The sequence below is a fragment of the Brucella sp. IR068 genome (assembly GCF_049065885.1).
In the GTDB taxonomy this organism is placed as follows: Bacteria; Pseudomonadota; Alphaproteobacteria; order Rhizobiales; family Rhizobiaceae; genus Brucella; species Brucella intermedia.
Genome location: NZ_JBAKHE010000008.1, coordinates 80550 through 105167 on the forward strand (window position 1 = coordinate 80550; position 24618 = coordinate 105167).

Sequence of the window (24618 nt, forward strand, 5' to 3'; positions counted from 1 at the left end):
TGTTTGCGCTCGTGTCTATTGCAGGTTAAGCAATGGCGCCTTTGTCATTGCAGTTAGGGAGATCTGCCTTGTCTTTCGCCCAAAAACCTATCCGGAAAATTCTGGTCGCCAACCGATCTGAAATTGCAATCCGCGTATTCCGCGCCGCCAATGAGCTGGGGCTCAAAACGGTGGCCATATGGGCCGAGGAAGACAAACTGTCCCTGCATCGCTTCAAGGCGGATGAAAGCTATCAGGTCGGTCGCGGGCCGCATCTGGATCGCGATCTCGGTCCGATTGAAAGCTATCTTTCCATTGATGAAATCATTCGCGTTGCCAGGCTTTCGGGTGTCGATGCGATCCATCCGGGCTACGGCCTGCTGTCCGAAAGCCCGGAATTTGCAGAAGCCTGCGCCGAAAACGGCATCATCTTCATCGGTCCGAAGCCGGAGACCATGCGCCGCCTCGGCAACAAGGTTGCCGCGCGCAATCTCGCCATCGAAATCGGCGTGCCGGTGGTTCCGGCCACCGATCCGCTTCCCGACGACATGGAGGAAGTGAAGAAGCTGGCGAGCCAGATCGGCTATCCGCTGATGCTGAAGGCGAGCTGGGGCGGCGGCGGTCGCGGCATGCGCGCGATCCGCGCCGAAGCCGATCTCGCGCGCGAGGTGACGGAAGCCAAGCGCGAGGCCAAGGCGGCTTTCGGCAAGGATGAGGTCTATCTCGAAAAGCTGATCGAACGCGCGCGCCATGTCGAAGTGCAGATATTGGGCGATACCCATGGCAATGCGGTCCATCTTTTCGAGCGCGACTGCTCGATCCAGCGCCGCAACCAGAAGGTCGTGGAGCGGGCGCCAGCACCGTATCTCAATGACGCGCAGCGTCAGGAACTGGCAAGCTATGGCCTGAAGATTGCCCATGCCACCGACTATATCGGTGCGGGTACTGTCGAGTTTCTGATGGATGCCGATACGGGCAAGTTCTATTTCATCGAGGTCAACCCGCGTATTCAAGTTGAGCACACGGTGACCGAACAGGTGACTGGCATCGATATCGTCAAGGCGCAGATTCATATCCTCGAAGGCTTTGCCATCGGAACGCCGGAATCGGGCGTACCGCGTCAGGAAGACATTCGTCTCAACGGCCATGCGCTTCAGTGCCGCATCACCACGGAAGACCCGGAACAGAATTTCATCCCCGATTACGGGCGCATTCAGGCTTATCGCTCGGCCTCGGGCTTCGGCATTCGCCTCGATGGGGGCACGGCCTATTCGGGCGCGTTCATCACCCGCTATTACGATCCGCTGCTCGTCAAGGTGACGGCTTCGGGCTCTACGCCTCTTGAAGCCATTCGCCGCATGGACCGGGCGCTCCGCGAATTCCGCATTCGCGGTGTGGCGACAAACCTGACCTTTCTTGAGGCGATCATCAATCATCCGAAGTTTGAGGCGAACGACTACACCACGCGCTTCATCGACACCACGCCGGAACTGTTCGAGCAGGTGAAGCGTCAGGATCGCGCAACCAAGCTTCTGACCTATATCGCGGATGTGACGGTCAACGGTCACCCGGAGACCAAGGGCCGGGCGAAGCCGGCCAAGGATGCCGCCAGGCCGCGCGTGCCGTGGTTCGGCGATAAGCCAGTGGCGAATGGCACTAAGCAGCGTCTGGACCAGCTTGGACCGAAGAAATTCGCCGAATGGGTGCGCAACGAAAAGCGGGCGCTGATTACCGATACCACCATGCGCGACGGACACCAGTCACTGCTTGCCACCCGCGTGCGAACCTATGACATTGCCCGTATTGCCAGTTCCTATGCGCAGGCCCTGCCGAACCTGTTCTCTCTGGAATGCTGGGGCGGCGCGACGTTCGACGTCTCGATGCGCTTCCTCACGGAAGACCCGTGGGAGCGTCTGGCGCTGGTGCGTGAAGCTGCCCCGAACCTTCTTCTGCAGATGCTTCTGCGCGGTGCGAACGGGGTTGGCTACAAATCCTATCCCGACAATGTCGTGAAATATTTCGTGCGCGAGGCAGCCAGAGGCGGCATCGATCTGTTCCGTGTTTTCGACAGTCTCAACTGGGTCGAGAACATGCGCGTGTCGATGGATGCGGTGCTGGAGGAAAACAAGCTCTGTGAAGCGGCGATCTGCTACACCGGCGATATTCTCAATCCGGAACGCGCCAAGTACGATCTTAGATATTATGTCGATCTGGCGAAGGAAGTTGAAAAGGCTGGCGCGCATATCATCGCGGTGAAGGATATGGCGGGCCTCCTGAAGCCTGCCGCCGCCCGCGTTCTGTTCAAGGCGCTGCGCGATGAAACCGACCTGCCGATCCATTTCCATACGCATGATACGTCGGGCATTTCGGCGGCGACCGTGCTTGCCGCGATCGATGCGGGCGTCGATGTCGTTGACGCTGCGATGGATGCGCTGTCCGGCAACACATCGCAGCCTTGCCTTGGTTCCATCGTCGAAGCCCTGCACGGTTCCGAGCGTGATCCGGGGCTCGACCCGGATTCGATCCGTCGCATTTCCTTCTATTGGGAAGCGGTGCGCAACCAGTATGCGGCCTTTGAAAGCGACCTCAAGGGACCGGCTTCGGAAGTCTATCTGCATGAAATGCCGGGCGGCCAGTTCACGAACCTGAAGGAGCAGGCGCGCTCGCTCGGACTTGAAACCCGCTGGCACGAAGTGGCGCAGGCCTATGCAGACGTGAACCGCATGTTTGGCGATATCGTCAAGGTGACGCCGTCCTCGAAGGTTGTCGGCGACATGGCCCTAATGATGGTCAGTCAGGACCTGACCGTTGCCGATGTCGAAAATCCGGCCAAGGACATTGCTTTCCCGGATTCGGTTGTGTCGATGATGCGGGGTGATCTTGGCCAGCCGCCATCGGGTTGGCCGAAGGCGCTGCAGAAGAAAATTCTCAAGGGCGAGGAGCCGTTTACCGTGCGTCCCGGAGCTCTGCTGGAGCCTGCCGATCTCAATGCCGAGCGTGAAGGGTTCGAGCAGGCGGTCGGACACAAGATTTCCGATCAGGAATTTGCATCGGCGCTGATGTATCCGAAGGTGTTCACCGATTATGCAGCCGCGCAGGAAACCTATGGCCCGACGAGCGTTCTGCCGACACCGGTCTATTTCTACGGCCTCAAGCCGGAAGAAGAGGTTTTTGTCGATCTGGAACGCGGCAAGACGCTGGTGATCGTCAATCAGGCGATGAGCGAGACGGACGAGAAGGGCATGGTGACGGTGTTCTTCGAGCTGAACGGCCAGCCGCGCCGCATCAAGGTGCCGAACCGCGCCAAGGGCGCTTCTGGCGGTGTCCGCCGCAAGGTGGAGGCGGGGAATGACAAGCAGGTCGGTGCGCCGATGCCGGGTGTCGTTTCCACCGTTGCCGTCGCCGCCGGACAGACGGTTTCTCAGGGCGACGTGCTGCTCTCCATCGAGGCGATGAAGATGGAAACCGCCATCCATGCCGAACGCGATGGCACTATCGCGGAAGTGTTGGTGCGTCCGGGCGAGCAGATCGATGCCAAGGATTTGCTGGTCGTGTACTCGTAACCGTTATGGGCTTCAGCCGAAGCTGATCGATCTTCGGATCGCGCTCCAGGTCTCCCTTTCCTCATCCTTTGACAAGCTCAGGATGAGGGAGAAGCGTAGCGGCCCATCAGACCGAAACTGTCGCTTTAAAAGCGTCAGAAACGCAAACGCCGCGGCTGTCAAACGCCGCGGTATTTCTTTGCGGTTGCGCGGGAGGCAAAATCTGATATGCATGTTTATGCCTATTTGTGCATGGTTGTGCATGTTGAGGGATAATGGCGACAGAGCTTCTGCTTCACGAAAGACAGGCACGCATCCAACAGCTGCTGCAGCAGTCGGGGCGTGTGCTGGCGGCTGAACTGGCGGAAAGTTTCGGCGTGTCGGAGGATACGATCCGGCGCGATCTGCGCGAGATGGCGGCAGCCGGGCTTTGCAAGCGCGTCTATGGCGGTGCGCTGCGGGCCGTGCCGGAACCTTCGCCGCTTGCCGAACGGGATTGCGAACGAACGCAGGCGAAAGCCGCGCTCGCCGCAGCGCTGGCGCGGCTGGTGGAACCCGGCATGACGGTGTTTCTCGACGCTTCTTCGGTCAATACGGCGCTGGCGCGGCTGATGGTCGAGCATGGCGATGCCATTACCGTCGTCACCAATACGCCGTCCATCGCTGCGATTCTCATGGGTTCGCCGGAGATCGAGCTGATCATGATCGGCGGGCCCATCGACCGGCGCGTGAGTGCCGCAGTGGGCGCGCGCGCCTTGCGCGACGCAGAATTGCTGCGACCCGATCTTTGCGTGCTGGGGGCATGCGGGATCGCTGCCGAAATCGGCGTGACCGCGCTTCATCTCGACGATGCGGAATTCAAACGGGTGATTGCCGGACGCAGCCGGTTGGTGGCGCTTGCCATTACGAGCGACAAGCTCGGCACGGTTGCCGCCCATGATGTTGTTCCCTTGAACGATGTCGGTGTCATGGCTGTCGAATACGATGCGGATGAAGCGGCGCTTGCGCCCTATGCGGCATCGGGTATGAAGATTTTACGTGCGGCAGCGGACCGCAACTGAGGGACAGATGGAACAGGTTTCCGGACGCGAAGATGCGGCGCCCACGCGTGCGCCGATTGTAACCAGAGAGCGGATCGCCGTGGCGCTCCTCTTCCTGATGAACGGTTATGTTTTCGGCGGGTGGGCTCCGAAAATCCCGGAATTCGCCGCACGTCTGGGTCTCGACAGCGCCGGTATGGGGCTGATGATCCTTGTCTTCGGACTCGGTTCCCTGGCCATGATGCCGGTCGCGGGCGCTCTTTCGGCGCATCGCGGCTCGGGCATTGTAGTGCGCATGTTTGCGCTCGCCTTCATTCCGGCGCTGCTCATCATCGCAGTGGTTCCCAATGTGGTCACGGCTGTGATCGTGATGTTCTATTTCGGCGGGACCATGGCCGCGATGGACGTGTCGATGAATGCCAATGCGGTCGCGGTCGAGAAACAGATGCGCCGGGCGATCATGTCGTCCTGCCACGCTTTCTGGAGCCTTGGCGGCCTGATTGGCGCTGCAAGCGGGGGCTTTCTCATTGCGCAATTCGGATCGACCGTTCATGCGCTGGTGACGACCGTTGTCGCCGCCATCCTGATTGCGGTTGCATGGCCTTCGATCATCGCGGACACGGTGCATCATCATTCGGGGGCTGAAAAGCAGAAGCTCACCCTGCCGCGCAATCCCCTGCCATGGCTTGTCGGCGTCATGGCGCTGTTTTCCATGGTGCCGGAAGGTGCGATTATCGATTGGGGCGCTTACCATATGCGCCAGGATCTGGGCGCTTCGGTCACGGTGGCGGGCTTCGGCTTCGCGGCGTTTTCAGGGGCCATGGCCATCATGCGCTTTGCGGGCGATCTGGTCCGCGACCGGTTCGGCGCGGTCAAAACCCTGCGCGCCTGTACGACTATCGCCATTATCGGCATGTTGATCGTCGGTCTCGGAAACAGCTCCACAACGGCGATCATCGGCTTCGCTATCTGTGGGATCGGCATTTCCAACATGGTGCCGATAGCCTTCTCGATGGCAGGCAACATGCCGGGCGTCAACCCGAGCGTCGGCCTGTCCATCGCGACGACGCTTGGCTATTCGGGAATGCTGGTGGCGCCGTCGCTGATCGGTTTTGTCGCCAAGCATAGTGGTTTCGGCGTGGTGTTTCTGGCGCTTCCGGTTTTGCTTCTCGTCGTGCTGGCCTTCTCAAGCCTCGCCCGATACGCCGACCAAAAGCATTAAGCTTTCTTATGCCGCGCATCCTTTCCGAAAACCGATTCCCACTTTTCTGGATGCGCTATCCGGCCGTCCAGCCGCCATCGACAGGAATGGCAGCGCCGTTGATCTGCGCTGCCGCATCGCTTGCGAGGAAAGCGGCGATGGCGCCGATCTGCGCAGTGGTGACGAATTCCTTGGTCGGTTGCTTGTCGAGCATCACTTCGCGGATCACGGTTTCGCGATCCATATGATAGGCCTTCATCTGGTCCGGGATCTGCGCCTCGACAAGCGGGGTCAGCACATAGCCGGGGCAGATGGAATTGGCGGTGATCTTTGCGGTCGCAAGCTCCAGCGCCAGGGTCTTGGTGAAGCCGACAATGCCGTGCTTGGCGGCGACATAAGCCGATTTGAACGGCGATGCCACGAGGCCGTGCGCGGAGGCGATGTTGATGATGCGGCCCCAGCCCGAATTGCGCATATGCGGGATCGCGGCAGCGGATGTGTGGAAGGCCGAAGTCAGATTGATCGCGATGATGCGGTCCCATTGCTCGGGCGGGAACTCTTCCACCGGTGATACATGCTGGATACCGGCATTGTTGACGAGAATGTCCACGTTGCCGAACTGTTTCACGGTTGCCGTGATGAGTTCACGACATTGGCCGGCCTTCGACATGTCGGCTGCGATGTAGACCACGCTCACGCCATGCTCTTCACCGAGTTTCCGCGCAAGCGCGTGATCCTCGTCACGGTCGGTGAAGGAGTTGATCACGACGTTGTGTCCCGCCGCCGCCAGCGCATGGGCTATACCGAGGCCGATCCCGGAATTCGATCCGGTGATGATTGCGGTCTTGCGGGCAGATGCATCGGTCATTGGCAGACTCCTCCTTGTCGTCACGACATAATGAGAGGGCGACATTGCCTCGGCAAGCGATTATATAAATCGAAAGCCGGATATACGCAGGCCCGTGGAAATGCAGACGTTGACATTCGCGTCGCGCTGCGCCACCTGAAAACAGGTACAGTTAAGAACAGAGCAAAATGTCTTCCGAGACCGTCAGCTATTTTTCGCATCCATTTCCCCGCCGCCAGTCGGTTGGTGTCAGTGTCGGTGGCGTTATCGTCGGTGGCAGTGCACCCGTTGTCGTGCAGTCCATGACCAATACGGACACGGCGGATGTGGACTCCACGGTGGCGCAGGTGGCGGCACTGCATCGCGCCGGTTCGGAAATCGTGCGCATTACGGTGGATCGCGATGAATCGGCTGCCGCCGTGCCAAAAATCCGCGAACGGCTGGAGCGTCTTGGTCATGACGTGCCGCTGGTCGGCGATTTCCATTATATCGGCCACAAGCTGCTCGCCGATCATCCGGCCTGTGCGGAGGCGCTTGCAAAATACCGCATCAATCCGGGCAATGTCGGCTTCAAGGACAAGAAGGACAAGCAGTTCGCGGATATCGTCGAAATGGCTATCCGCTATGACAAGCCGGTGCGCATCGGCGTCAACTGGGGTTCGCTCGATCAGGAACTCCTGACCACGCTGATGGATCGCAATCAGGCCGAAGGCGCACCGCTTTCCGCGCAGGAAGTCATGCGCGAAGCAATCGTGCAGTCGGCGCTCATATCTGCCAATCTTGCCGAAGAGATCGGGCTTGGCCGCGACAAGATCATCCTGTCGGCCAAGGTCAGTCAGGTTCAGGACCTGATTGCCGTCTATACGATGCTGGCGCAGCGTTGCGACCATGCGCTGCATCTCGGACTTACCGAAGCCGGCATGGGCACCAAGGGTATCGTTGCCTCCTCCGCTGCCATGGGCATTCTGCTGCAGCAGGGCATTGGCGACACGATCCGCATTTCGCTGACCCCGGAGCCGGGCGGCGACCGCACCCGCGAGGTGCAAGTGGCGCAGGAATTGCTGCAGACCATGGGTTTCCGCCAGTTCATCCCTATCGTTGCAGCCTGCCCTGGTTGCGGCCGCACGACCTCGACCGTGTTTCAGGAACTGGCGCAGACCATTCAGGACGACATCCGCCGCAACATGCCGGTCTGGCGCGAGAAATATCCCGGTGTGGAAGCGCTCTCGGTTGCGGTCATGGGCTGCATCGTCAACGGGCCGGGCGAATCCAAGCATGCCGATATCGGTATTTCGCTTCCCGGCACGGGCGAAACGCCGTCCGCACCGGTCTTTGTCGATGGCAAGAAGGTCACGACGCTACGCGGTCCTGCCATCGCCGAAGAATTCCAGAAGATGGTTGCCGATTACATCGAAAACCGCTTCGGGCTTGAGCAGAAGGTGGCGTCCGGCCAGAACTAAGCCGTACGGATGACCGCGCGTGTCGCGGCTTCCGGCGTGGTTTTCAGTGTCGCCGCCCAGAAGATGAGCGTGACGAGGCTGATCCCTGCGCCAAGCAGGCAGACACCGTTCCAGCCTGTATGCGCATAGACCCAGGTTGAAATCGCCGAACCGCTGGCGCTGCCGATGGAATAGAAGACCATATAGGCGGCGGTGAGCCTGTTCTGCGCATCCGGCCGCACGCGGTAGATCATCGCCTGATTGGTCACGTGCACGGCCTGAAGGCCGAAGTCGATTACAAGAACGCCCGCGATCAACCAGAGCAGCGAGTGTCCAAGCAGGGCTATCAATCCCCACGAGACGAGCATCAGCATCAGGGCGAAGCCCGTCATGCGCTGGGCATGGCCGCGATCGGCGGCGCTTCCGGCGCGGGAGGCGGCGAGTGCTCCTGCTGCACCCGCAAGACCGAACAGCCCGATCTGGGCATGGCTCAGTTCAAACGGCGGGGCGCTGAGCGGCATGACCAGTGGTGCGAGCAAAGTGGTGATATTGGCGAAGATCAGCATGGCTATGATGGCGCGAATGCGCAGCACCGGCTCGGAGCGAAACAGCGTCACGAGCGACAGAATGAGTGCGGGATAGCGGACGCTTGTCGGCTGCCGCTTCTGGTCGGGCAGGCTGCGCCAGAGCAGGAGCGCGATCGAAAGGGTGAGAACGGCGGAAACGAAATAGACGCTGCGCCAGCCGCCAATATCGGTAAGGGCGCCTGCGATGGCGCGCGCCAGCAAAATGCCCAGCACGATGCCGCTCGTTACGATGCCGACGACATGGCCGCGCCGCGCAGGTTCCGCCAGACTGGCTGCATAGGCGACGAGCGCCTGTGTGACGACGGCGAGCAGGCCCATGATGGCCATGGCAACCAGAAGCACCGTGGCATCGGCCGCAAAGCCGATTGCGATCAGCGACAGGACCGAGAGCAGGAAATGGACGATGATGAGCTTGCGCCGGTTGAACAGGTCGCCGAGCGGAACCAGGAAGATCAGGCCAAGCGCATAACCGATCTGGCTGGCGGCGACGATAAGGCCCGCTGTCGATCGCTTGAGGCCGAGATCGTCTGCCATCACATCGAGAAGCGGGTGAGCGAAATAGACATTGGCCACCGCCAGCCCGCTTGCGGCGGCGAACAAAAGAAGGGTAGCCGAAGAAAGCGGACGTGCATCAGGGTTCGCGGACAGCGCTGCTGCCGCGTCGGTTGAGGGGTGCATGGTTGTGCTCCTGCAAAATGGTTTTAAAATGAAACCATTTTGTTTGTAGCGAAAAAGGTTTTATATTGCAACCAGATTGCAATTTATGGAGTCAATATGGTTCGAAAGAAAAGCCTGAAAGGCGACTATTGCCCCAGTGCCCGGGCGCTTGACGTCATCGGCGACTGGTGGTCGCTGCTGATCGTTCGCGAGGCTTTTGATGGCGTGACCCGTTTCAGCGCCTTTCAGAAGAATCTGGGAATCGCCCGCAATATTCTTTCGGACCGTCTGCGCAAGCTCACAGGCGAGGAAATCATGGAATCCGTGCCGGACCCCAACGGAGGCGCGCATCAGGAATATCGGCTGACGGCAAAGGGACGCGATCTGCTGCCTGTCGTCGTGTCGCTCCGGCAATGGGGCGAAAAGCACCTTTTTGCGCCGGGCGAGACGCATTCACGCCTTGTGGATAGCGTTTCGGGCGAGGATGTGGCTCTGCTTGAGGTGCGCGCCCGGGATGGGCGCAGGCTTTCCTCGGATGATGTCGTCATCATCAAGGTTCGCGAGGACGATCTTTAGCGGATTGTTTTCCGCATGTCTTATCCCGAACCGGTTTCCGCTTTCGGGCGACTTCGTCTAGCTCTGGCGTTCGGCAATGAAGCGGGCGGCCTGCTTCAGAATATCGGCGTCCTTGCCGAAAGGCGCCAGCAGGCTTTCCGCCTGGGCAACGAGGCCGGACAACTGCTTGCGCGTCCAGTCGACGCCATGAAGTGAAACAAGCGTGGCTTTTCCGGCGGCGGCATCCTTGCCGGTCGCCTTGCCCATTGCCTCGGCATCTGCGGTCACGTCCAGAAGATCGTCCGCCAGCTGGAACGCGAGGCCGATGGCCGAGCCGAATTCGGCCATGCGTTCGCGATCTTCGGTGGAGGCGTTGGCGATGATGGCTCCCGCCTCGCAGGCAAAGCGGATCAGCGCTCCGGTCTTCATCGCCTGCAGCGTGATGATACCGGCTTCGTCGGGCTTGCTGGTTTCGGCCATCAGATCGAGCGCCTGTCCGCCTGCCATGCCACCGAGGCCCGATGCGCGGGCAAGTGCAGAAACCAGCCGCACGCGGATTGCCGGATCGAGATCGGTTTCATCCGACGAGACGATATCGAAAGCGTATGTCAGCAGGCTGTCGCCAGCCAGAATGGCGGCTGCTTCATCGAATGCCTTGTGCACGGTCGGCTGGCCGCGCCGCAGGTCGTCGTCGTCCATGGCCGGCAGATCGTCATGGACAAGCGAATAGCAGTGAATGCATTCGAGTGCAGCGGCAACGCGCAGAACGGCATCCCCGCCCTTGCCGAAGAGAGCGGCACTTTCGACGACCAGAAATGGCCGGAGGCGCTTTCCGCCGTTCAGGACACCATGGCGCATGGCGGCGAGCAGTCTTTCCGGCCGGGCGATTTCTCCTGTCCGCAGGCGCTGGTCCAGAAGGCCCGTCAGTGCCATTTCCACTTCCATGGCGCGAAGGTTGAGAGCGGCGGTGAAATCGGTCGACAGCTTTTCCATGGTAAAGGGGATGGACGAAAGCGCCGGATTGGTCAACTGGCCACGTCGATCAGCACAGGCTTTTTCATTTGAACGTCATGAAACGGCGCGTTTCGACTTGTTTCCCCGGTCCGATTATGGAATCCGGTTCAAACTTATTAAGGAATGGTTTATGTCGCTTGAGGAAGGTAGCAGGCGGTGGCAGTGGCAAAAATCATCATCAAGAGCAAGGATGGACGCAATTATCTGGCAGATCCCGTCTGGGGTGCCCGGGTTGCTCAGGCGCTCAAGATTCTGGTGATTCTGGCCGTGCTGCCGATTTTCCTGCTGCTGGTCTATTCGCTGCCGTTCGTCCGCCCGATCTCGACCCTGATGGTCAAGGACTATGTTCTGCTGCAGGACGTCGATCGCCAGTGGGTCAGTATCGATGATATCGCGCCGGTTCTGGTCAACTCTGTGATGATGGCCGAGGACGGCCAGTTCTGCAGCCATGGCGGCGTGGACTGGCACCAGCTGGGGCTGGTCCTGGACGATGCGGGCGAGGGCGGTCCGAGCCGCGGGGCCTCCACCATAACCATGCAGACGATGAAGAATCTCTTCCTCTGGAACGGGCGTTCCTATGTTCGCAAGGGGCTTGAATTCCCGCTAGCGCTGGCAGCCGATGGGCTTCTGTCCAAAAAACGCATAATGGAGATTTATCTCAACATCGCCGAGTGGGGGCCGGGCATTTACGGGATCGAGGCCGCCGCCCAGCATTATTTCAATCGACCGGCGGCAAAGCTCAACGCCCAGCAAGCCGCGTTGCTTGCCGTCGCTCTGCCCAACCCGGCACTGCGCAATCCCGCCAAACCGACACGCAACATGCAGCGCATTGCCCGCGTCGTGGCCGGACGCGCGGCGCGGTCGGGGCCCTATGTGGTTTGCGTGCAATAAATCGATGATACGAAAAAAAGATAAGACTCCCGCTGGTCAAACGCCGTGAGAGCGTGTATAGGCACGTGACTTTCCGGAATTTTGTCCGATGTGACAGGCTCTTCGGGGCCGTGCCGGACGTTTATTGACCGATCAGTGGAGCTGGATCCATGGCAGTACCAAAACGAAAAACGTCTCCGTCGAAGCGCGGCATGCGCCGTTCGGCTGACGCTCTCAAGGCCCCGACCTATGTCGAGGACAAGAACTCGGGCGAACTTCGTCGTCCGCATCATATCGATCTGAAGAGCGGTATGTATCGCGGCCGTCAGGTCCTCGAAGCCAAGGAATAAGTCTGACGCTGCATTGCAGCCGAAAGATGGTTTTCAAAAACGCCGTTCCCGCCTGTCGGGAGCGGCGTTTTCTTTATCGGTCCTGTGTAAGGCACATGAAAAAGGCTGCATGAAGCAGCCTTGATCGCGTGGTTGGTTCAAGGTCAGCCTGCGTCCGAGGCAAAGCCTGCACCTTCGATACCGGCGATGGCTGCAATTTCGTCATTGTCCGATGTGTCGCCGGAAATGCCAACTGCGCCGAGAATCTCGCCGGTTGCGTCCTTGATCAGGACACCGCCCGGAACGGGCACGATCTTGCCGCCCGACACGCCTGACAGTCCTTCCAGGAAATGCGGACGGTCCTTCGCCTGATTATGCAGCCAGCGCGAACCTGTCCCGACCGCCAGCGCACCGAAAGCCTTGCCCGAGGCAATCTCGAAGCGCAGGATCGAGGTTCCGTCCTGCCGCTGGAACGCTTTCAGGTTTCCGCCCGCGTCAAAGACCGAGACGGCCAGCGGCTTCAGTTTCAGTTCTGCTGCCTTGGCAAAGGCCCCGGCGATGATCGTATTGGCTCGTTCGAGCGACAGTGAAGGCATGGGTATCTCCTGATATATAGCTGAATGTAGTCTAGCGATCATGACTGCGGATGCACACTCCAATGCTGCTATCGGTGGGCAAAACACTTTATCGATTTTCATGAAGACGGCTGGAGCGATGCAGCAAAGCTTGCCAAGGGCAAAAATTTGGTCTTTGTGTTGCGCAACATTTTATGGAGGAAAGAATGTCCGAACCGAAAGCCATCGTCATCGCCAGCGCGGCCCGTACTGCGGTGGGCGCTTTCAACGGTGCGTTTGCCACTATCCCGGCGCATGAACTGGGCGCGACGGTCATCAAGGGCGCGCTGGAACGCGCCGGTGTCGACGCGACGGATGTGGACGAGGTTATTCTCGGACAGGTGCTGACGGCGGGCGAGGGGCAGAACCCCGCACGACAGGCGGCGATGGATGCCGGTTGCCCGAAGGAAACGACAGCGTTTTCCATCAATCAGCTCTGCGGCTCCGGCTTGCGGGCGGTTGCGCTCGGCATGCAGCAGATTCTTTCCGGCGATGCGAAAATCATCGTGGCGGGCGGTCAGGAGTCCATGTCGATGGCGCCGCATTGCGCGCATTTGCGTTCGGGCGTGAAGATGGGCGACTTCAAGATGGTCGACACCATGCTGAAAGACGGCCTGACCGATGCCTTCAATGGCTATCCCATGGGGATCACCGCTGAAAACATCGCCCGCCAGTGGCAATTGACCCGCGCCGATCAGGATGAATTCGCTTTGGCCTCGCAGCAGAAGGCCGAAGCCGCACAGAACGCCGGAAGGTTCGAGGATGAAATCGTTCCGGTGACCGTGAAAGGCCGGAAGGGTGATGTGGTTGTCTCCGCAGATGAATATATCCGCCCCGGCACGACGATGGAGGCCTTGGCCAAGCTGAAACCGGCCTTCGACAAGGAAGGAACGGTTACCGCAGGCAACGCATCCGGCATCAACGATGGCGCGGCAGCGGTTGTTCTGATGGACGCGGACGAAGCGGCCAAACGCGGTGTGAAGCCGCTGGCGCGCATCGTTTCATGGGCAACGGCCGGTGTCGATCCGGCGATCATGGGAACAGGTCCAATTCCGGCCACGAAGAAGGCGCTGGAAAAGGCAGGCTGGAGCGTCGGCGATCTCGATCTGGTCGAGGCCAATGAAGCCTTTGCAGCGCAGTCATGCGCCGTCGTGCGCGATCTCGGTCTTGATCCGAATATCGTCAACGTCAATGGCGGGGCGATTGCGATCGGCCATCCGATCGGTGCTTCGGGCGCGCGCGTGCTCACAACGCTGCTCTATGAAATGCAGCGCCGCAACGTCAGGCGCGGTCTGGCGACGCTTTGCATCGGTGGGGGCATGGGCGTTGCCTTGTGCGTCGAGCGCGACTGACTTTCTGCGTCATAGAAACAGGGGCGGGCGGAGAACTAGCTCCGGCCGCCTTTTTGTTTCCGCAATGAGGCGTTTGAAATCGGTGCCTCGTATTGATGGAATTGCCATAAAAGTTAACGGAAAACCGACGGAAGCGGCATTGATGCCGGTTCACGTCGGGTTTTCTAGCGCCTGCCGGGAGCATCGACCACCAGATGTTGTGAGAACAAACAAAGAAACTTTGAGGATCAGCGATTCGTCGCCGATTCGTTCCGGCTTTGGCCTGAAGGTTAATGAAAAACGGGCTTTCACGCGTTCCGGCGTTAACGAAGTATCAGTAATCATTAAGATTTCCTGAGAAACAGTGTTGCCGTGGATCGGTCTGTTGACAGGTTTTGCCAAAGGTTAACGATCACCGCCGTCTTGCGTCCGGAGTGCAGCAACAAGCGGAACATTTGATTCATCATGTTGTGGGCATTTGTGCTAGGCTTACTATATGTTGCCGTGAACAAATAGCGAAGCTGTCGGAGTCAGCGATTCGTCGCCGATTCGTTCCAGAGTCGTTCCAATTGTTAATCGACAAGTTATTGACCGGCTTCAGATCGGTCGTCGACATATCGGCAATTGGCCCATACTTAAACTTAACAGGAGCGCTTTCGGTGCAGGTCGTATAGTGCTATCGCAGAACCAGCATCCAGCCCGTGAAGGGCGCTTGTACCGGGAATCCGATTATTGGCATGAACCAACTCCCTGCCCATGATTTGCCGCTGACCCTGAGTGGCCGCGATGTGACCGCCGTGCTTGGCCCGACCAACACCGGCAAGACGCATCTGGCCATTGAACGCATGTTGTCGCATGGAAGCGGCATGATCGGCCTGCCGCTGCGCCTTCTGGCGCGCGAGGTCTATAACCGTGTCGTGGAACGGGTAGGCGCGGCCAATGTTGCGCTGGTGACGGGCGAGGAAAAGATCGTGCCGCCCGGCGCGCGCTATTCCGTCTGCACGGTCGAGGCCATGCCGCGCCGTACCGATGCCGCTTTCGTGGCGATCGATGAAGTGCAACTTGCTGGCGACCTTGAGCGCGGCCATATCTTCACCGACCGCATCCTGCATTTGCGGGGGCGGCAGGAGACGCTGCTGCTCGGTGCCGGAACCATGCGCGGGATTCTGGAAAAGCTTCTGCGCGGCATCAATGTGGTGACGCGTCCGCGCCTGTCGCATCTGGCCTATGCCGGTTCCAAGAAGATTACCCGCCTGCCGAACCGTTCCGCCATCGTCGCCTTTTCCGCCGACGAGGTTTACGCGATTGCCGAACTGATCCGCCGCCAGCGCGGCGGGGCGGCAGTGGTCATGGGCGCGCTCAGCCCGCGCACGCGCAATGCGCAGGTGGAGCTTTACCAGTCCGGCGACGTGGATTTCCTGGTGGCGACCGATGCCATCGGCATGGGGCTCAACCTGGATGTGGATCATGTCGCCTTCGCGCAGAACCGCAAGTTCGATGGCTATCAGTTCCGCGACCTGACGCCCGCCGAAGTGGGGCAGATCGCAGGACGCGCGGGCCGGCATCTGCGTGACGGCACATTCGGTGTGACGGGGCAGGTGCATCCTTTCGACGAGGAACTGGTCGAAAGGGTGGAGGCGCATAATTTCGATCCGGTGAAAGTCCTGCAATGGCGCACGGCGCGTTTCGACTTTTCGTCGCTCGATTCCCTGCGATATTCTCTGGAAACACCCGCGCCCGTCGAGGGGCTAGCCAAGGCTTTGCCGGCGGTCGATCAACAAGCGCTTGAAAATTTGTCGAAAGACGAAGAGATTGTGCGGCTTGCGACGACACCGGCGCGGATCGAGCTTTTATGGGACGCTTGCGCGCTGCCCGACTATCGCAAGATCGCGCCGGCGCAGCATGCCGATATCATTGCAACCATCTACCAGGATCTTGTCCGCCGAGGGAGCGTCGATGAAGATTATATGAGTGAACAGGTGCGCCGCGCCGACAGCACAGAGGGGGAAATCGACACCCTGTCGCATCGCGTGGCGCAAATCCGCACCTGGACTTTCGTGTCGCACAGGCCGGGATGGCTTGCCGATCCGACACACTGGCAGGAAAAGACGCGCGAAATTGAGGACAGATTGTCCGACGCGCTGCATGAAAGGTTGACGAAACGCTTTGTAGACCGCAGGACAAGCGTGCTTATGAGGCGCCTGAGAGAGAATGCCATGCTTGAAGCAGAAATCAGCCCTGCCGGAGACGTGATTGTCGAAGGCCACAATGTCGGGCAACTGGAAGGATTCCGTTTTACCGCTGACGTTCAGGCCGAGGGGCCTGACGCCAAGGCGGTGAAGTCGGCTGCACAAAAGGCGCTGGCCGCCGAGTTCGAACGTCGTGCGGAGCGCTTTGCTGCTGCGCCGAACGGCGATTTCGCACTGGGCTCGGATGGCGTCATGCGCTGGGTTGGCGCAACGGTCGCAACGCTGGTTGCGGGCGATGACCTGCTGAAGCCGCGTGCGGTGATCCTCGCCGACGAACAGCTTACGGGAGCAGCGCGTGACAAGGTTGCCGCGCGCATCGACCGTTTCGTCGCGCATCATATCGAAACGGTTCTGAAGCCGCTTACCGACCTGGCCGCCGCCGATGCCCTGACCGGCATGACACGCGGCCTCGCATTCCAGATCGTCGAGAACCTGGGCATTCTTCCACGCCGCGATGTGGCGGAGGAAGTGCGCGGTCTCGATCAAGATTCGCGCGCGGCGCTTCGCCGTCTCGGTGTGCGTTTCGGGGCCTATCACGTCTTCATGCCCATGCTGCTGAAGCCGGCCCCGGCTGGCCTCATCACGCTGCTGTGGGCGCTTAAGAATGATGGCCGCGAACGCGCCGGTTACGGAGACGTCGTGAATGTGCTGGCCGCTGGCCGCACCTCGGTCGTGGTCGATCCGGCTTTCGACCATCAGTTCTATCGTCTGGCAGGCTATCGCGTGCTGGGCCGTCGTGCTGTGCGCATCGATATTCTGGAACGCCTTGCCGATCTCATTCGCCCGGCGCTTGCCTGGCGTCCGGGTTCCGGTGCGCGTCCGGATGGCGCTTATGACGGCGGACGCTTCATCGTCACGCCTGCCATGATGTCCATTCTGGGTGCGACAACCGAGGACATGGAAGAAATCCTGCGCAGCCTTGGTTATCGCCACGAGGCGATGGAAGCTGCTGCCGTGACGGCGAAGCTTGCCGAGCTCGACGCTTTCGCAGCCGAAGCCGCCGCCAAGGAAGCTGGCGTTTCTCCGGTTACGGAAGCAGAAAAACCTGCTGTCCCGGCGGCTGAACCCGTGCCAGCACCGGTCGTGGTTGCCGAGGAAGAGGTCGAAGCGAAGGCGGACGAAGCTGCTCCTGCGGCGGAAGAATCGGCCCCGGCCGCTGAAACGGCAGAAGCTGTGGCTGAAGAGCCAAAGCCTGTTCTTCTCTGGCGTCAGGGTCGCTTCGAGGGTCGTAACCGTAACCAGGACCAGAACCGTCAGCGCCAAAATCGCGGCAACCAGAATCGCGGTCATCAAAACCGCGACCAGGGTGGCGAGGCACGCAAGTCCGACGGCGCAGAGCAGCAGGCTCGCAATGATCGCGGCGGCAAGCGCTTCGACAAGCCAAAGCGTCATGACGGCGAGGGCAAGCGCGAGGGTTCCAACAAGGGTGACTTCCGCGGCGGCAATCAGCGTCAGCAGAAGCGCGATCACGGTCATCCGGCTGGAAAGCGCGTCGAGCAGGAGCGTCCTGCACGCATCGACCCCGACTCGCCTTTCGCCAAGCTTCTGGCTCTGAAAGAGCAGATGAAGAAGTAAGATGACGGCAGAAGCGGGCGCAAGACAGCGAATCGACAAGTGGCTGTTCTTCGCGCGCGTGGTCAAATCAAGATCGCTGGCGGCGAAACTCGCCGTCGGCGGCAAGGTCCGGGTCAATCGCGACAAGATCGAGCAGGCTGCCCATCAGGTGAAGGTTGGCGACGTGTTGACCATCACGCTGGACCGGCGCATCCTTGTCTACAAGATACTGGCTCCCGGAGAGCGTCGCGGCCCGGCGCCGGAAGCCCAGCTTCTCTATGAAGATCTTTCGCCGCCGCCGGTGCCAGCATCGGCGGTGGCGCCGGAGGCAGCAACGCCGCAGCGCGAGAGCGGCGCGGGAAGGCCGACCAAGAAGGAGCGGCGTGAAACGGATCGTTTGCGCGGAAACTGACATGGACGCGTTGCCGCAGGCCTCTTGCGGCGGTGATGGAAATTGCTCACCGAACCGTTCCGGCGAAAGCCTTTTCCAAGCAAAAGCTCTCAAACGAAATGCTGTTTCAGACGTGAGTGACTTCGTGACATTGCGGCGTTTGCACCCTTGTCATGGCGGGATAAAATCGTTACCTCACGCATTGTCATAAAAGGGCATGGGCTGATACCCGCAACCATTTCCGTGCACAGTGACTTCGTGGCGAGATATTCCAAAGCCTCAAGCCGGTTGCTGGCCGGTTGCTGGCGGGTCGCTGGCCGATTGTCGGCTTGTCGGAGTATCGGCGCAAAGCTTTAGGATAGATAAGCTGCCTGTTCAGTAATTCGGGCGGCAACAGGAGTTCGACGATGACGTATGTCGTGACCGATAATTGCATTCGCTGCAAATATACGGACTGCGTCGAGGTCTGCCCAGTCGATTGCTTCTACGAAGGCGAAAACATGCTCGTCATCAATCCTGATGAGTGCATCGACTGCGGCGTATGTGAACCGGAATGCCCTGCCGAGGCGATCAGCCCCGACACCGAGCCGGGCCTCGACAAGTGGCTGGAACTGAATACGGAATATGCGGCAAAATGGCCCAATATTACCGCGAAGAAGGACGCCCTTCCCGAAGCCAAGGAGATGGATGGCGTGGCTGGCAAGCTGGAGAAGTATTTCTCTGCCGAGCCGGGAAGCGGTGACTAATACCGGCATGGTATTGCAGTCCCGGCTTTCAGGCTGCTGCAAGCATGACGGTATAATATAAGTATCTCGTTGTTTCCGAAGACTTCGCACTTCTGGAACACCATAGGTTATCCTGTTAAGACTGACAGGGTAACCGGCATTACGGAAAAGCAGGATTTATCACTTGCATTTTCTGCGATGCGCCGGCAAAAGACGAATGAAATCACGGGAAAACGCCCATCTTTTAGGTGTGTTGCGTTGTCGGATACGGCATATCCGGCAATTTGTTGATTCTTGCGCGAAATTGTGTTAGGTTGTCACAATAATTTCGGTGACTGGACGTCAAGTCGTGGCGCTATGCGTTAATCTCTGAAAGGGCTGATCTTTAGTACCGGGCTGAATGGCACCGGGGAAGATGATTGCGATCTGGCGTCGTCCCCCTCACCGTACACCCGGTCGGTTAGATTTGCCGTCAGACACGTTTTCAGTTGCAAACCGACAAGCAACGTCCGTGCTTCATTTCTCCGGAGCGCGGTCGACCATCATGTGTCAACCGGCGGGTCGCGCCGGGCACAACAGGGAGTAATGAAGCGTATGTCATCCCAGCAGAAAAAGTCTCCAGTAGCGCGTGGCGGTTTCAAGGCCGGTGAGGCCATCGTATATCCGGCTCATGGCGTCGGCCAGATCGTAACGATCGAAGAGCAGGAAGTGGCAGGTCACAAGCTCGAACTCTTCGTGATCGATTTCGAAAAAGACAAGATGCGCCTGAAGGTGCCGGTCGCCAAGGCCGCCTCCATCGGCATGCGCAAGCTGTCGGAGACCGATTATGTTGAACGTGCATTGAAGGTCGTTCAGGGCCGCGCACGTGTAAAGCGCACCATGTGGTCGCGCCGCGCGCAGGAATATGATGCAAAGATCAATTCCGGCGATCTGATCTCGATCTCGGAAGTCGTTCGCGATCTTTTCCGTGCTGAAAACCAGCCGGAACAGTCCTATTCGGAACGTCAGCTTTACGAAGCTGCCCTCGATCGCATGGCGCGCGAAATCGCTGCCGTGAACAAGCTTTCGGAAACCGAAGCTGTTCGTCTTATCGAAGCCAATCTCGCCAAGGGACCGAAGCGCGGCAAGGCCGATGCCGAGGCCGATCTTGACGACGATGAAGTTGAAGCCGCATAAGCTTTACTTCCCTTCTTTTTTAAAAGGCCCGGCTTTAGCCGGGCTTTTTATTTGCCTCAGTCAAGAAAAGCCGGGTCGGCCTCGTTCCCCATGAGGCTGCCCGCAATATCGTTCTGGTTAAAATTCTATCGATCTTTGCAACCTCTCCTTAACCTTTCCGGACATTATCCCGCTTGGTCCGAGAATTATCCTGATCGATAGGGAACCTGATCGACGCTGGTGCGTTCTCCCAGACACCAGTTCGTAAACGGGTTTGTTTTGCGGCGTAATCATGTTGGCCAAAGAATGGGCCTGGCGGGGAGTTTTGGGCGAATTCGCTAGCTCGTCCAATGAGTCTTTGTGGGACTGGCATATCCTTCCACTGAACGCCCGACGGGCGTGAGTTCAGAACAGGAGAACCAGATGAAGCAGTCATCCATGAGCAGTTCTTCCACAGTTCCGGCCAATCGCACGCCTATGGTTGCACGCAGTCTCCCGGCGACAGCAGCCTCTTCCCAATCCATGATCCGCAGCGCGATGTCGGCTCCCTATCTGGAGCGCGAAGAAGAACGCGATCTCGCCATTCGCTGGCGGGAACTGAAGGATCAGGAAGCCCTTCACCGCATCACATCCGCACATATGCGTCTGGTTATTTCGATGGCGGGCCGCTTTCGCAAGTTCAAGCTGCCAATGAACGATCTCATCCAGGAGGGTTATGTCGGCCTTCTGGAAGCTGCAGCCCGCTTCGATCCCGAACGGGAAGTGCGTTTCTCCACCTATGCGTCCTGGTGGATTCGAGCCTCCATGCAGGATTATATCCTGCGCAACTGGTCCATCGTGCGCGGAGGCACCAGTTCGGCACAGAAGGCGCTGTTCTTCAACCTGCGCCGTCTACGTTCGAAATTGGCCCAATCCGACGATACCATGAGCAAGGCCGAGATTTACCGGGAAATTTCCGATCAGCTGGGTGTTTCTACGAGCGACGTCGAGATCATGGACAGCCGGCTGTCCGGGCCGGATAGTTCGCTTTCGGCACCTGTGAACAGTGAAGAATCGGGCGCGTCGCGCCGCATGGATTTTCTGGTGGACGATCATCCCTTGCAGGACGAAATCGCCGAAAGCTCCATCGATATGGAGCGCCGTAACCAGTGGCTCAATGTGGCGCTCGACACGCTGAACGAGCGCGAACTGCACATTATCCGTGAACGCCGCCTCGATGACGATGGGGTGACGCTGGAGGCTCTGGGTGAAAAGCTCGGTATTTCCAAGGAACGTGTACGGCAGATCGAAAGCCGTGCGATGGAGAAGCTGAAGATCGCCTTGTTGAGCCAGCACGAACTGGCGGCCTACCAGGCATAGTTCGCGAGGGTCGGAAAACCAAGAAGAGGGGCCAGGCGGCTCCTCCTTAGTTTTGTGGTTCGGCTGTCTTGCCTTCGAGCCGGGAGGACCAATCCTCGACCTTGCGATTTTCAAGGCGGCGCACGGCATAGCGCTTCCAGCTGTCGGCGAGGTGCGAAAGCCCGGCCATCAAGGCCAGTTCGTCATAGTTCAGCGTATCGACATAAAGCAGATGCCAGACGCGATGCAGCGTCCATTCCGGTGAAGGGCGGTCGACAAGCGTCAGCGAATCGCCGGCTTCCACATGACCTTCTTCCAGAACGCGATAGTACCAGCCCGTCCGTCCCGTCTTCTGGACGCGGACCGCCATATCCGCTGTTGCAAAACGCTCGTTCAATTTCCAGCAAGGCTGGCGTCCCTGCGATACTTCCACAAGCGCACTGCCAAGGCGAAACCGGTCTCCCACGGCGACATTGCGTTCATCGAGACCGGAGGTCGAGATGTTTTCGCCAAAGGCGCCCCTTGCGCCGAGACGCGGATTGTCACCGATTTCTTCGCGCCAGAGGGCGTAATGGTCATGCGGATAATGGTGGAGCGCCTTTTCTGGTCCGCCATGCACCTTTCGGTCGCCCTGCGCGTCGCAGTCCAGCCCTTCGAATGTCACACGAACCTTGCCGGATACCGGCTGCTTGTCGATGCCGCTTGGGACGCCACGGCTCCCGAGAGGGGCGACTTTTCCGGCCAGCACTGAGTGGACAAGTGTTTCCGTCATTCTGTCTTACTCGCTTATCAGCTTCACGCGGTCGCCGACCGAAACTGTCGCCCCCGCAGACATGGCATTGAGAAGGCGGAATAGTTCCAGCTTGCGTGTCGTACCCTGCATGCGGGCCGACAGGCTGGCCAGCGTGTCGCCGGGCTTCACCGTTACGACACGGATGCGAAGCGGCTTGATGGAGTTCTGTTCGGCAGGCGACAGCAGGCGGAACGATTGCGTGACAGTTTGTGAGGCGGGCAGAAGGGCATTGCTGCCTTTCGGTGCCGCTGTAAGGAAGCGATAGACCTTGTTATTGGCGCCGATGACCACAATGTCGAACTGCCAGCGATCGGCGCTGGCACGCGCGGTCGCGGCGGGCAAACCATTGATGGTGGTGGTCTGGATCGAACTATCGTCGAGACCTGTCACCCAGCCGGAGCGGATATAATCGGCTAGGTTCGAGCCCGCTGGAAGAGATGCGCCATCGAAACGGATGGCCACTTCGCCGGGGCCGCTGGCCATGACCGCATTGGCCGAATTGTCGATGCTGAAACCATCCGGCGCGCGGAAGGTGACGCCGAGCTTCGGGTGGATGAAGGTCTGTTCGCGGACATAACCCTCACTGGGCGAGTCGCCATAAAGAAGACCATCAATGCCGTCGAGGAAGGAATCACGATCGGTCGTGCCGACGCCCGGTGCGCCGATGCGACGTGCATGACCAAGCGCAAGCTGGATGCGCTGTGGCGTTGCCGGGTGGCTTGCGAGAAAGTCGAGGCTTGCATCGGTTGCGCCGGAAACCGAACGGAAGCTCTGATAGGCTTCCATCGACTGCAGGAAACGTGCCGAAGCGAACGGATCGTAACCGGCTTCACCGATCATCTTGATCCCGATGGCATCCGCCTGCAATTCCTGATTACGCGAGAACTGGGCAAGCCGCAGCTTGCCGCGCAGCTCTTCTTCACGGCTGGCGGATTCATTATGCAGCACTTCGCTGGCAACACGACCGGCAATGGCCGTCTCCGCCTCCTTCTCCTGGCGCAAAATACCATGATTGGCGATGACATGGCCCATTTCATGGGCGATCACGGCCGCAACTTCGGAGGAGTCGTTGGCGAGCGCGAGCAGGCCGCGCGTGACATAGAGATAGCCGCCCGGCAATGCGAAGGCGTTGATATTGGGGCTGTCGAGAATGGTGATGCGATAGGTCTGGTCCGGCTTGTCGGTAACCGTCGTCAGCTTGCCGACGATCTTGGCCACCATGCGCTCAAGCTTCTGGTCCTTGTACTCGCCGCCATAGGTCGCGAGAATGCGCGGATGCTGCTGGGCGCCGAGCTGCGCGAGCCGATCGTTGCGCGTCACATTGTCGACCGTCACGGGATTGTCGGACGGCTGCAGTCCCAGATCCTTGCTGGAATTGATCGACTGGCAACCGGAAATCAGGGCGACCGCAAGCAAGCCAAGGCCGATGGCTGGTTTCCGCCAATTTTGCTGCGTCCATTCTGGCAGGGAGATGGGTAGACACAGGAAGGCCCGGGAACGGGTCGATTGACGGAACAGTATTTTATCCTCGCTTCTGAATCAGATTGCTTGATCCGTGGCCAAATCTAGTCACAGACCAGAACGCATACAAGCAGTACAAGAAATCTGCAGCGGTTCTTCCGGCAGATTGCGAACAAAATATGTCCGCAGCCGTAACTCTATTTGAGGTTCAGCCCGAATTCCGCTTTTCGCCGATATAGCGCCGCAGGGCCTCCGGTCCAGTCGGGGAAAGCAGTTCAACAGCAGGCCCCATCGCGGAAATGCGACCAGTGTCGAGAAAAAGCAACACTGCGTCGAGGTAGATTGTTGCATCTTCCGGCGTGTGGGTGACCATCAGCACCGTCATGCCGGTTTCAAGCTGAAGCTCCCTGACCAGATCCAGCATTTGATGCCGCAGCGCGGGGCCCAGCGAGGCAAAGGCTTCGTCAAGGAGTAGAACAGGGCGCTGGCGTATGAGCGCGCGGGCAATCGCCACGCGCTGCCGTTCGCCGCCGGAAAGCGCTTCAGGCTTGCGCTGTTCCTTGCCCGCAAGGCCGACACGCGAGAGAGCTTCCGCGATGTCGGCGCGATCCTTTGCAGAGAGTTTCAGGTTCGGCGAGCGCCCGAGACCGACATTCTGCTCGACGCTCAGATGGGCGAACAGGTTGTTTTCCTGGAACACCATCGAAACGGGCCGGTCCGCCGGTGAGAATTCGCTGACGTCGTTGCCGCCTATCAGGATGCGGCCGGATTGCGGAAATTCAAAACCGGCAATCAGGTTGAGAAGCGTCGATTTGCCCGAACCGCTTGGCCCGACAATCGCGGCGATGACGCCGCCTTTTATCGTCGCATCGAAATGCATGGCGGTTTCGCCATAGCTGAACCGAACGTTATCGAGGCGGATTTCGGTAGCCGCGTCCATCGGGGCA

21 protein-coding genes are annotated in these 24618 nt (G+C 59.4%); 13 read left to right on the plus strand and 8 right to left on the minus strand.

The genetic code is table 11. The features are described 5' to 3' along the window. Positions 1-68 precede the first annotated feature (68 nt). The 3 genes from pyc (at position 69) to ACOWVS_RS14780 (ending at position 5783) form a co-directional block, all read left to right on the plus strand. Entirely contained in the window at positions 69-3542 is a 3474-nt protein-coding gene (pyc, locus tag ACOWVS_RS14770) for a pyruvate carboxylase (protein WP_075042046.1), read from the plus strand. 254 nt (positions 3543-3796) lie between these two features. Beyond that, positions 3797-4582 carry a DeoR/GlpR family DNA-binding transcription regulator gene (locus ACOWVS_RS14775; RefSeq protein WP_075042045.1) on the plus strand — a complete coding sequence of 262 codons (786 nt, stop codon included), beginning with the start codon at positions 3797-3799 and terminating at the stop codon, positions 4580-4582. Between the two features lie 7 nt (positions 4583-4589). Beyond that, positions 4590-5783 carry an MFS transporter gene (locus tag ACOWVS_RS14780; RefSeq protein WP_075042044.1) on the plus strand — a complete coding sequence of 398 codons (1194 nt, stop codon included), beginning with the start codon at positions 4590-4592 and terminating at the stop codon, positions 5781-5783. Between the two features lie 55 nt (positions 5784-5838). Here ACOWVS_RS14780 and ACOWVS_RS14785 read toward each other — a convergent pair whose 3' ends face one another. Then, complete coding sequence (locus ACOWVS_RS14785) at positions 5839-6630, minus strand: 3-hydroxybutyrate dehydrogenase (protein ID WP_063620163.1); 792 nt, start codon at positions 6628-6630, stop codon at positions 5839-5841. Positions 6631-6797: 167 nt separating this feature from the next. Here ACOWVS_RS14785 and ispG point away from each other — a divergent pair, with 167 nt between their 5' ends. After that, positions 6798-8069 carry a flavodoxin-dependent (E)-4-hydroxy-3-methylbut-2-enyl-diphosphate synthase gene (ispG, locus tag ACOWVS_RS14790; protein WP_063620162.1) on the plus strand — a complete coding sequence of 424 codons (1272 nt, stop codon included), beginning with the start codon at positions 6798-6800 and terminating at the stop codon, positions 8067-8069. On the opposite strand, the gene ACOWVS_RS14795 is transcribed toward ispG, so the two are convergent. Next, on the minus strand, positions 8066-9313 hold the full coding sequence (locus tag ACOWVS_RS14795; RefSeq protein ID WP_063620161.1) for an MFS transporter: 1248 nt from the start codon (positions 9311-9313) through the stop codon (positions 8066-8068). The genes ispG and ACOWVS_RS14795 overlap by 4 nt on opposite strands. 96 nt (positions 9314-9409) lie before the next feature. Between ACOWVS_RS14795 and ACOWVS_RS14800 the strand changes: the two genes are divergently transcribed. Then, positions 9410-9868: a winged helix-turn-helix transcriptional regulator gene (locus ACOWVS_RS14800; RefSeq protein ID WP_006471266.1), complete on the plus strand. Its 459-nt coding sequence runs from the start codon at positions 9410-9412 to the stop codon at positions 9866-9868. 57 nt (positions 9869-9925) lie between these two features. On the opposite strand, the gene ACOWVS_RS14805 is transcribed toward ACOWVS_RS14800, so the two are convergent. After that, entirely contained in the window at positions 9926-10840 is a 915-nt protein-coding gene (locus tag ACOWVS_RS14805) for a polyprenyl synthetase family protein (RefSeq protein WP_006471267.1), read from the minus strand. Between the two features lie 183 nt (positions 10841-11023). On the opposite strand from ACOWVS_RS14805, the gene mtgA reads away from it, so the two are divergent. Next, positions 11024-11752, plus strand: a complete 729-nt coding sequence (gene mtgA, locus ACOWVS_RS14810) for a monofunctional biosynthetic peptidoglycan transglycosylase (protein WP_170873269.1) — start codon at positions 11024-11026, stop codon at positions 11750-11752. A gap of 149 nt (positions 11753-11901) precedes the next feature. Further along, entirely contained in the window at positions 11902-12081 is a 180-nt protein-coding gene (gene rpmF / locus ACOWVS_RS14815; RefSeq protein ID WP_006467787.1) for a 50S ribosomal protein L32, read from the plus strand. A 143-nt stretch (positions 12082-12224) separates the two neighbouring features. On the opposite strand, the gene ACOWVS_RS14820 is transcribed toward rpmF, so the two are convergent. Then, a complete protein-coding gene (locus ACOWVS_RS14820) occupies positions 12225-12656 on the minus strand; it encodes a GlcG/HbpS family heme-binding protein (RefSeq protein WP_025090874.1) in 432 nt (143 codons plus the stop codon). 185 nt (positions 12657-12841) lie between these two features. On the opposite strand from ACOWVS_RS14820, the gene ACOWVS_RS14825 reads away from it, so the two are divergent. Further along, positions 12842-14026, plus strand: coding sequence for an acetyl-CoA C-acetyltransferase (locus tag ACOWVS_RS14825; protein WP_075042042.1), 1185 nt, complete (start codon positions 12842-12844; stop codon positions 14024-14026). Positions 14027-14176: 150 nt separating this feature from the next. Here the strand turns inward: ACOWVS_RS14825 and ACOWVS_RS14830 are convergent, their stop codons facing one another. Further along, positions 14177-14350, minus strand: coding sequence for a hypothetical protein (locus ACOWVS_RS14830; protein ID WP_162718788.1), 174 nt, complete (start codon positions 14348-14350; stop codon positions 14177-14179). A 392-nt stretch (positions 14351-14742) separates the two neighbouring features. On the opposite strand from ACOWVS_RS14830, the gene ACOWVS_RS14835 reads away from it, so the two are divergent. The 5 genes from ACOWVS_RS14835 to ACOWVS_RS14855 all read left to right on the plus strand — a co-directional run bounded on the left by ACOWVS_RS14835 (position 14743) and on the right by ACOWVS_RS14855 (position 21438). Next, positions 14743-17829 (plus strand): helicase-related protein, encoded by a 3087-nt coding sequence (locus ACOWVS_RS14835; RefSeq protein ID WP_075042041.1) that lies wholly within the window; start codon positions 14743-14745, stop codon positions 17827-17829. A 1-nt stretch (position 17830) separates the two neighbouring features. Continuing rightward, positions 17831-18220 (plus strand): RNA-binding S4 domain-containing protein, encoded by a 390-nt coding sequence (locus tag ACOWVS_RS14840; protein ID WP_075042040.1) that lies wholly within the window; start codon positions 17831-17833, stop codon positions 18218-18220. A gap of 386 nt (positions 18221-18606) precedes the next feature. Beyond that, on the plus strand, positions 18607-18945 hold the full coding sequence (fdxA, locus tag ACOWVS_RS14845; protein WP_006467781.1) for a ferredoxin FdxA: 339 nt from the start codon (positions 18607-18609) through the stop codon (positions 18943-18945). Positions 18946-19518: 573 nt separating this feature from the next. Further along, positions 19519-20100, plus strand: a complete 582-nt coding sequence (locus ACOWVS_RS14850; RefSeq protein WP_006471273.1) for a CarD family transcriptional regulator — start codon at positions 19519-19521, stop codon at positions 20098-20100. A gap of 402 nt (positions 20101-20502) precedes the next feature. After that, entirely contained in the window at positions 20503-21438 is a 936-nt protein-coding gene (locus ACOWVS_RS14855; protein ID WP_063620158.1) for an RNA polymerase factor sigma-32, read from the plus strand. 46 nt (positions 21439-21484) lie between these two features. On the opposite strand, the gene ACOWVS_RS14860 is transcribed toward ACOWVS_RS14855, so the two are convergent. The 3 genes from ACOWVS_RS14860 to thiQ all read right to left on the minus strand — a co-directional run bounded on the left by ACOWVS_RS14860 (position 21485) and on the right by thiQ (position 24611). Then, a complete protein-coding gene (locus tag ACOWVS_RS14860) occupies positions 21485-22189 on the minus strand; it encodes an MOSC domain-containing protein (protein WP_063620157.1) in 705 nt (234 codons plus the stop codon). Between the two features lie 6 nt (positions 22190-22195). After that, positions 22196-23677: a cell division protease CdlP gene (cdlP, locus tag ACOWVS_RS14865; protein ID WP_031347282.1), complete on the minus strand. Its 1482-nt coding sequence runs from the start codon at positions 23675-23677 to the stop codon at positions 22196-22198. Positions 23678-23879: 202 nt separating this feature from the next. After that, positions 23880-24611, minus strand: a complete 732-nt coding sequence (gene thiQ / locus ACOWVS_RS14870) for a thiamine ABC transporter ATP-binding protein (protein ID WP_075042067.1) — start codon at positions 24609-24611, stop codon at positions 23880-23882. Positions 24612-24618 lie beyond the last annotated feature (7 nt).

Coding starts and splice junctions, on each gene's coding strand:
- ACOWVS_RS14830 (WP_162718788.1), bottom strand. CDS start 14,350: ATGATTACTGATACTTCGTTAACGCCGGAACGCGTGAAAGCCCGTTTT.
- ACOWVS_RS14860 (WP_063620157.1), bottom strand. CDS start 22,189: ATGACGGAAACACTTGTCCACTCAGTGCTGGCCGGAAAAGTCGCCCCT.
- ACOWVS_RS14835 (WP_075042041.1), top strand. CDS start 14,743: ATGAACCAACTCCCTGCCCATGATTTGCCGCTGACCCTGAGTGGCCGC.
- ACOWVS_RS14775 (WP_075042045.1), top strand. CDS start 3,797: ATGGCGACAGAGCTTCTGCTTCACGAAAGACAGGCACGCATCCAACAG.
- ACOWVS_RS14840 (WP_075042040.1), top strand. CDS start 17,831: ATGACGGCAGAAGCGGGCGCAAGACAGCGAATCGACAAGTGGCTGTTC.
- ACOWVS_RS14805 (WP_006471267.1), bottom strand. CDS start 10,840: ATGGAAAAGCTGTCGACCGATTTCACCGCCGCTCTCAACCTTCGCGCC.
- thiQ (WP_075042067.1), bottom strand. CDS start 24,611: ATGGACGCGGCTACCGAAATCCGCCTCGATAACGTTCGGTTCAGCTAT.
- ACOWVS_RS14780 (WP_075042044.1), top strand. CDS start 4,590: ATGGAACAGGTTTCCGGACGCGAAGATGCGGCGCCCACGCGTGCGCCG.
- ACOWVS_RS14785 (WP_063620163.1), bottom strand. CDS start 6,630: ATGACCGATGCATCTGCCCGCAAGACCGCAATCATCACCGGATCGAAT.
- ACOWVS_RS14820 (WP_025090874.1), bottom strand. CDS start 12,656: ATGCCTTCACTGTCGCTCGAACGAGCCAATACGATCATCGCCGGGGCC.
- rpmF (WP_006467787.1), top strand. CDS start 11,902: ATGGCAGTACCAAAACGAAAAACGTCTCCGTCGAAGCGCGGCATGCGC.
- ACOWVS_RS14855 (WP_063620158.1), top strand. CDS start 20,503: ATGAAGCAGTCATCCATGAGCAGTTCTTCCACAGTTCCGGCCAATCGC.
- ACOWVS_RS14795 (WP_063620161.1), bottom strand. CDS start 9,313: ATGCACCCCTCAACCGACGCGGCAGCAGCGCTGTCCGCGAACCCTGAT.
- ACOWVS_RS14850 (WP_006471273.1), top strand. CDS start 19,519: ATGTCATCCCAGCAGAAAAAGTCTCCAGTAGCGCGTGGCGGTTTCAAG.
- fdxA (WP_006467781.1), top strand. CDS start 18,607: ATGACGTATGTCGTGACCGATAATTGCATTCGCTGCAAATATACGGAC.
- ispG (WP_063620162.1), top strand. CDS start 6,798: ATGTCTTCCGAGACCGTCAGCTATTTTTCGCATCCATTTCCCCGCCGC.
- ACOWVS_RS14825 (WP_075042042.1), top strand. CDS start 12,842: ATGTCCGAACCGAAAGCCATCGTCATCGCCAGCGCGGCCCGTACTGCG.
- ACOWVS_RS14800 (WP_006471266.1), top strand. CDS start 9,410: ATGGTTCGAAAGAAAAGCCTGAAAGGCGACTATTGCCCCAGTGCCCGG.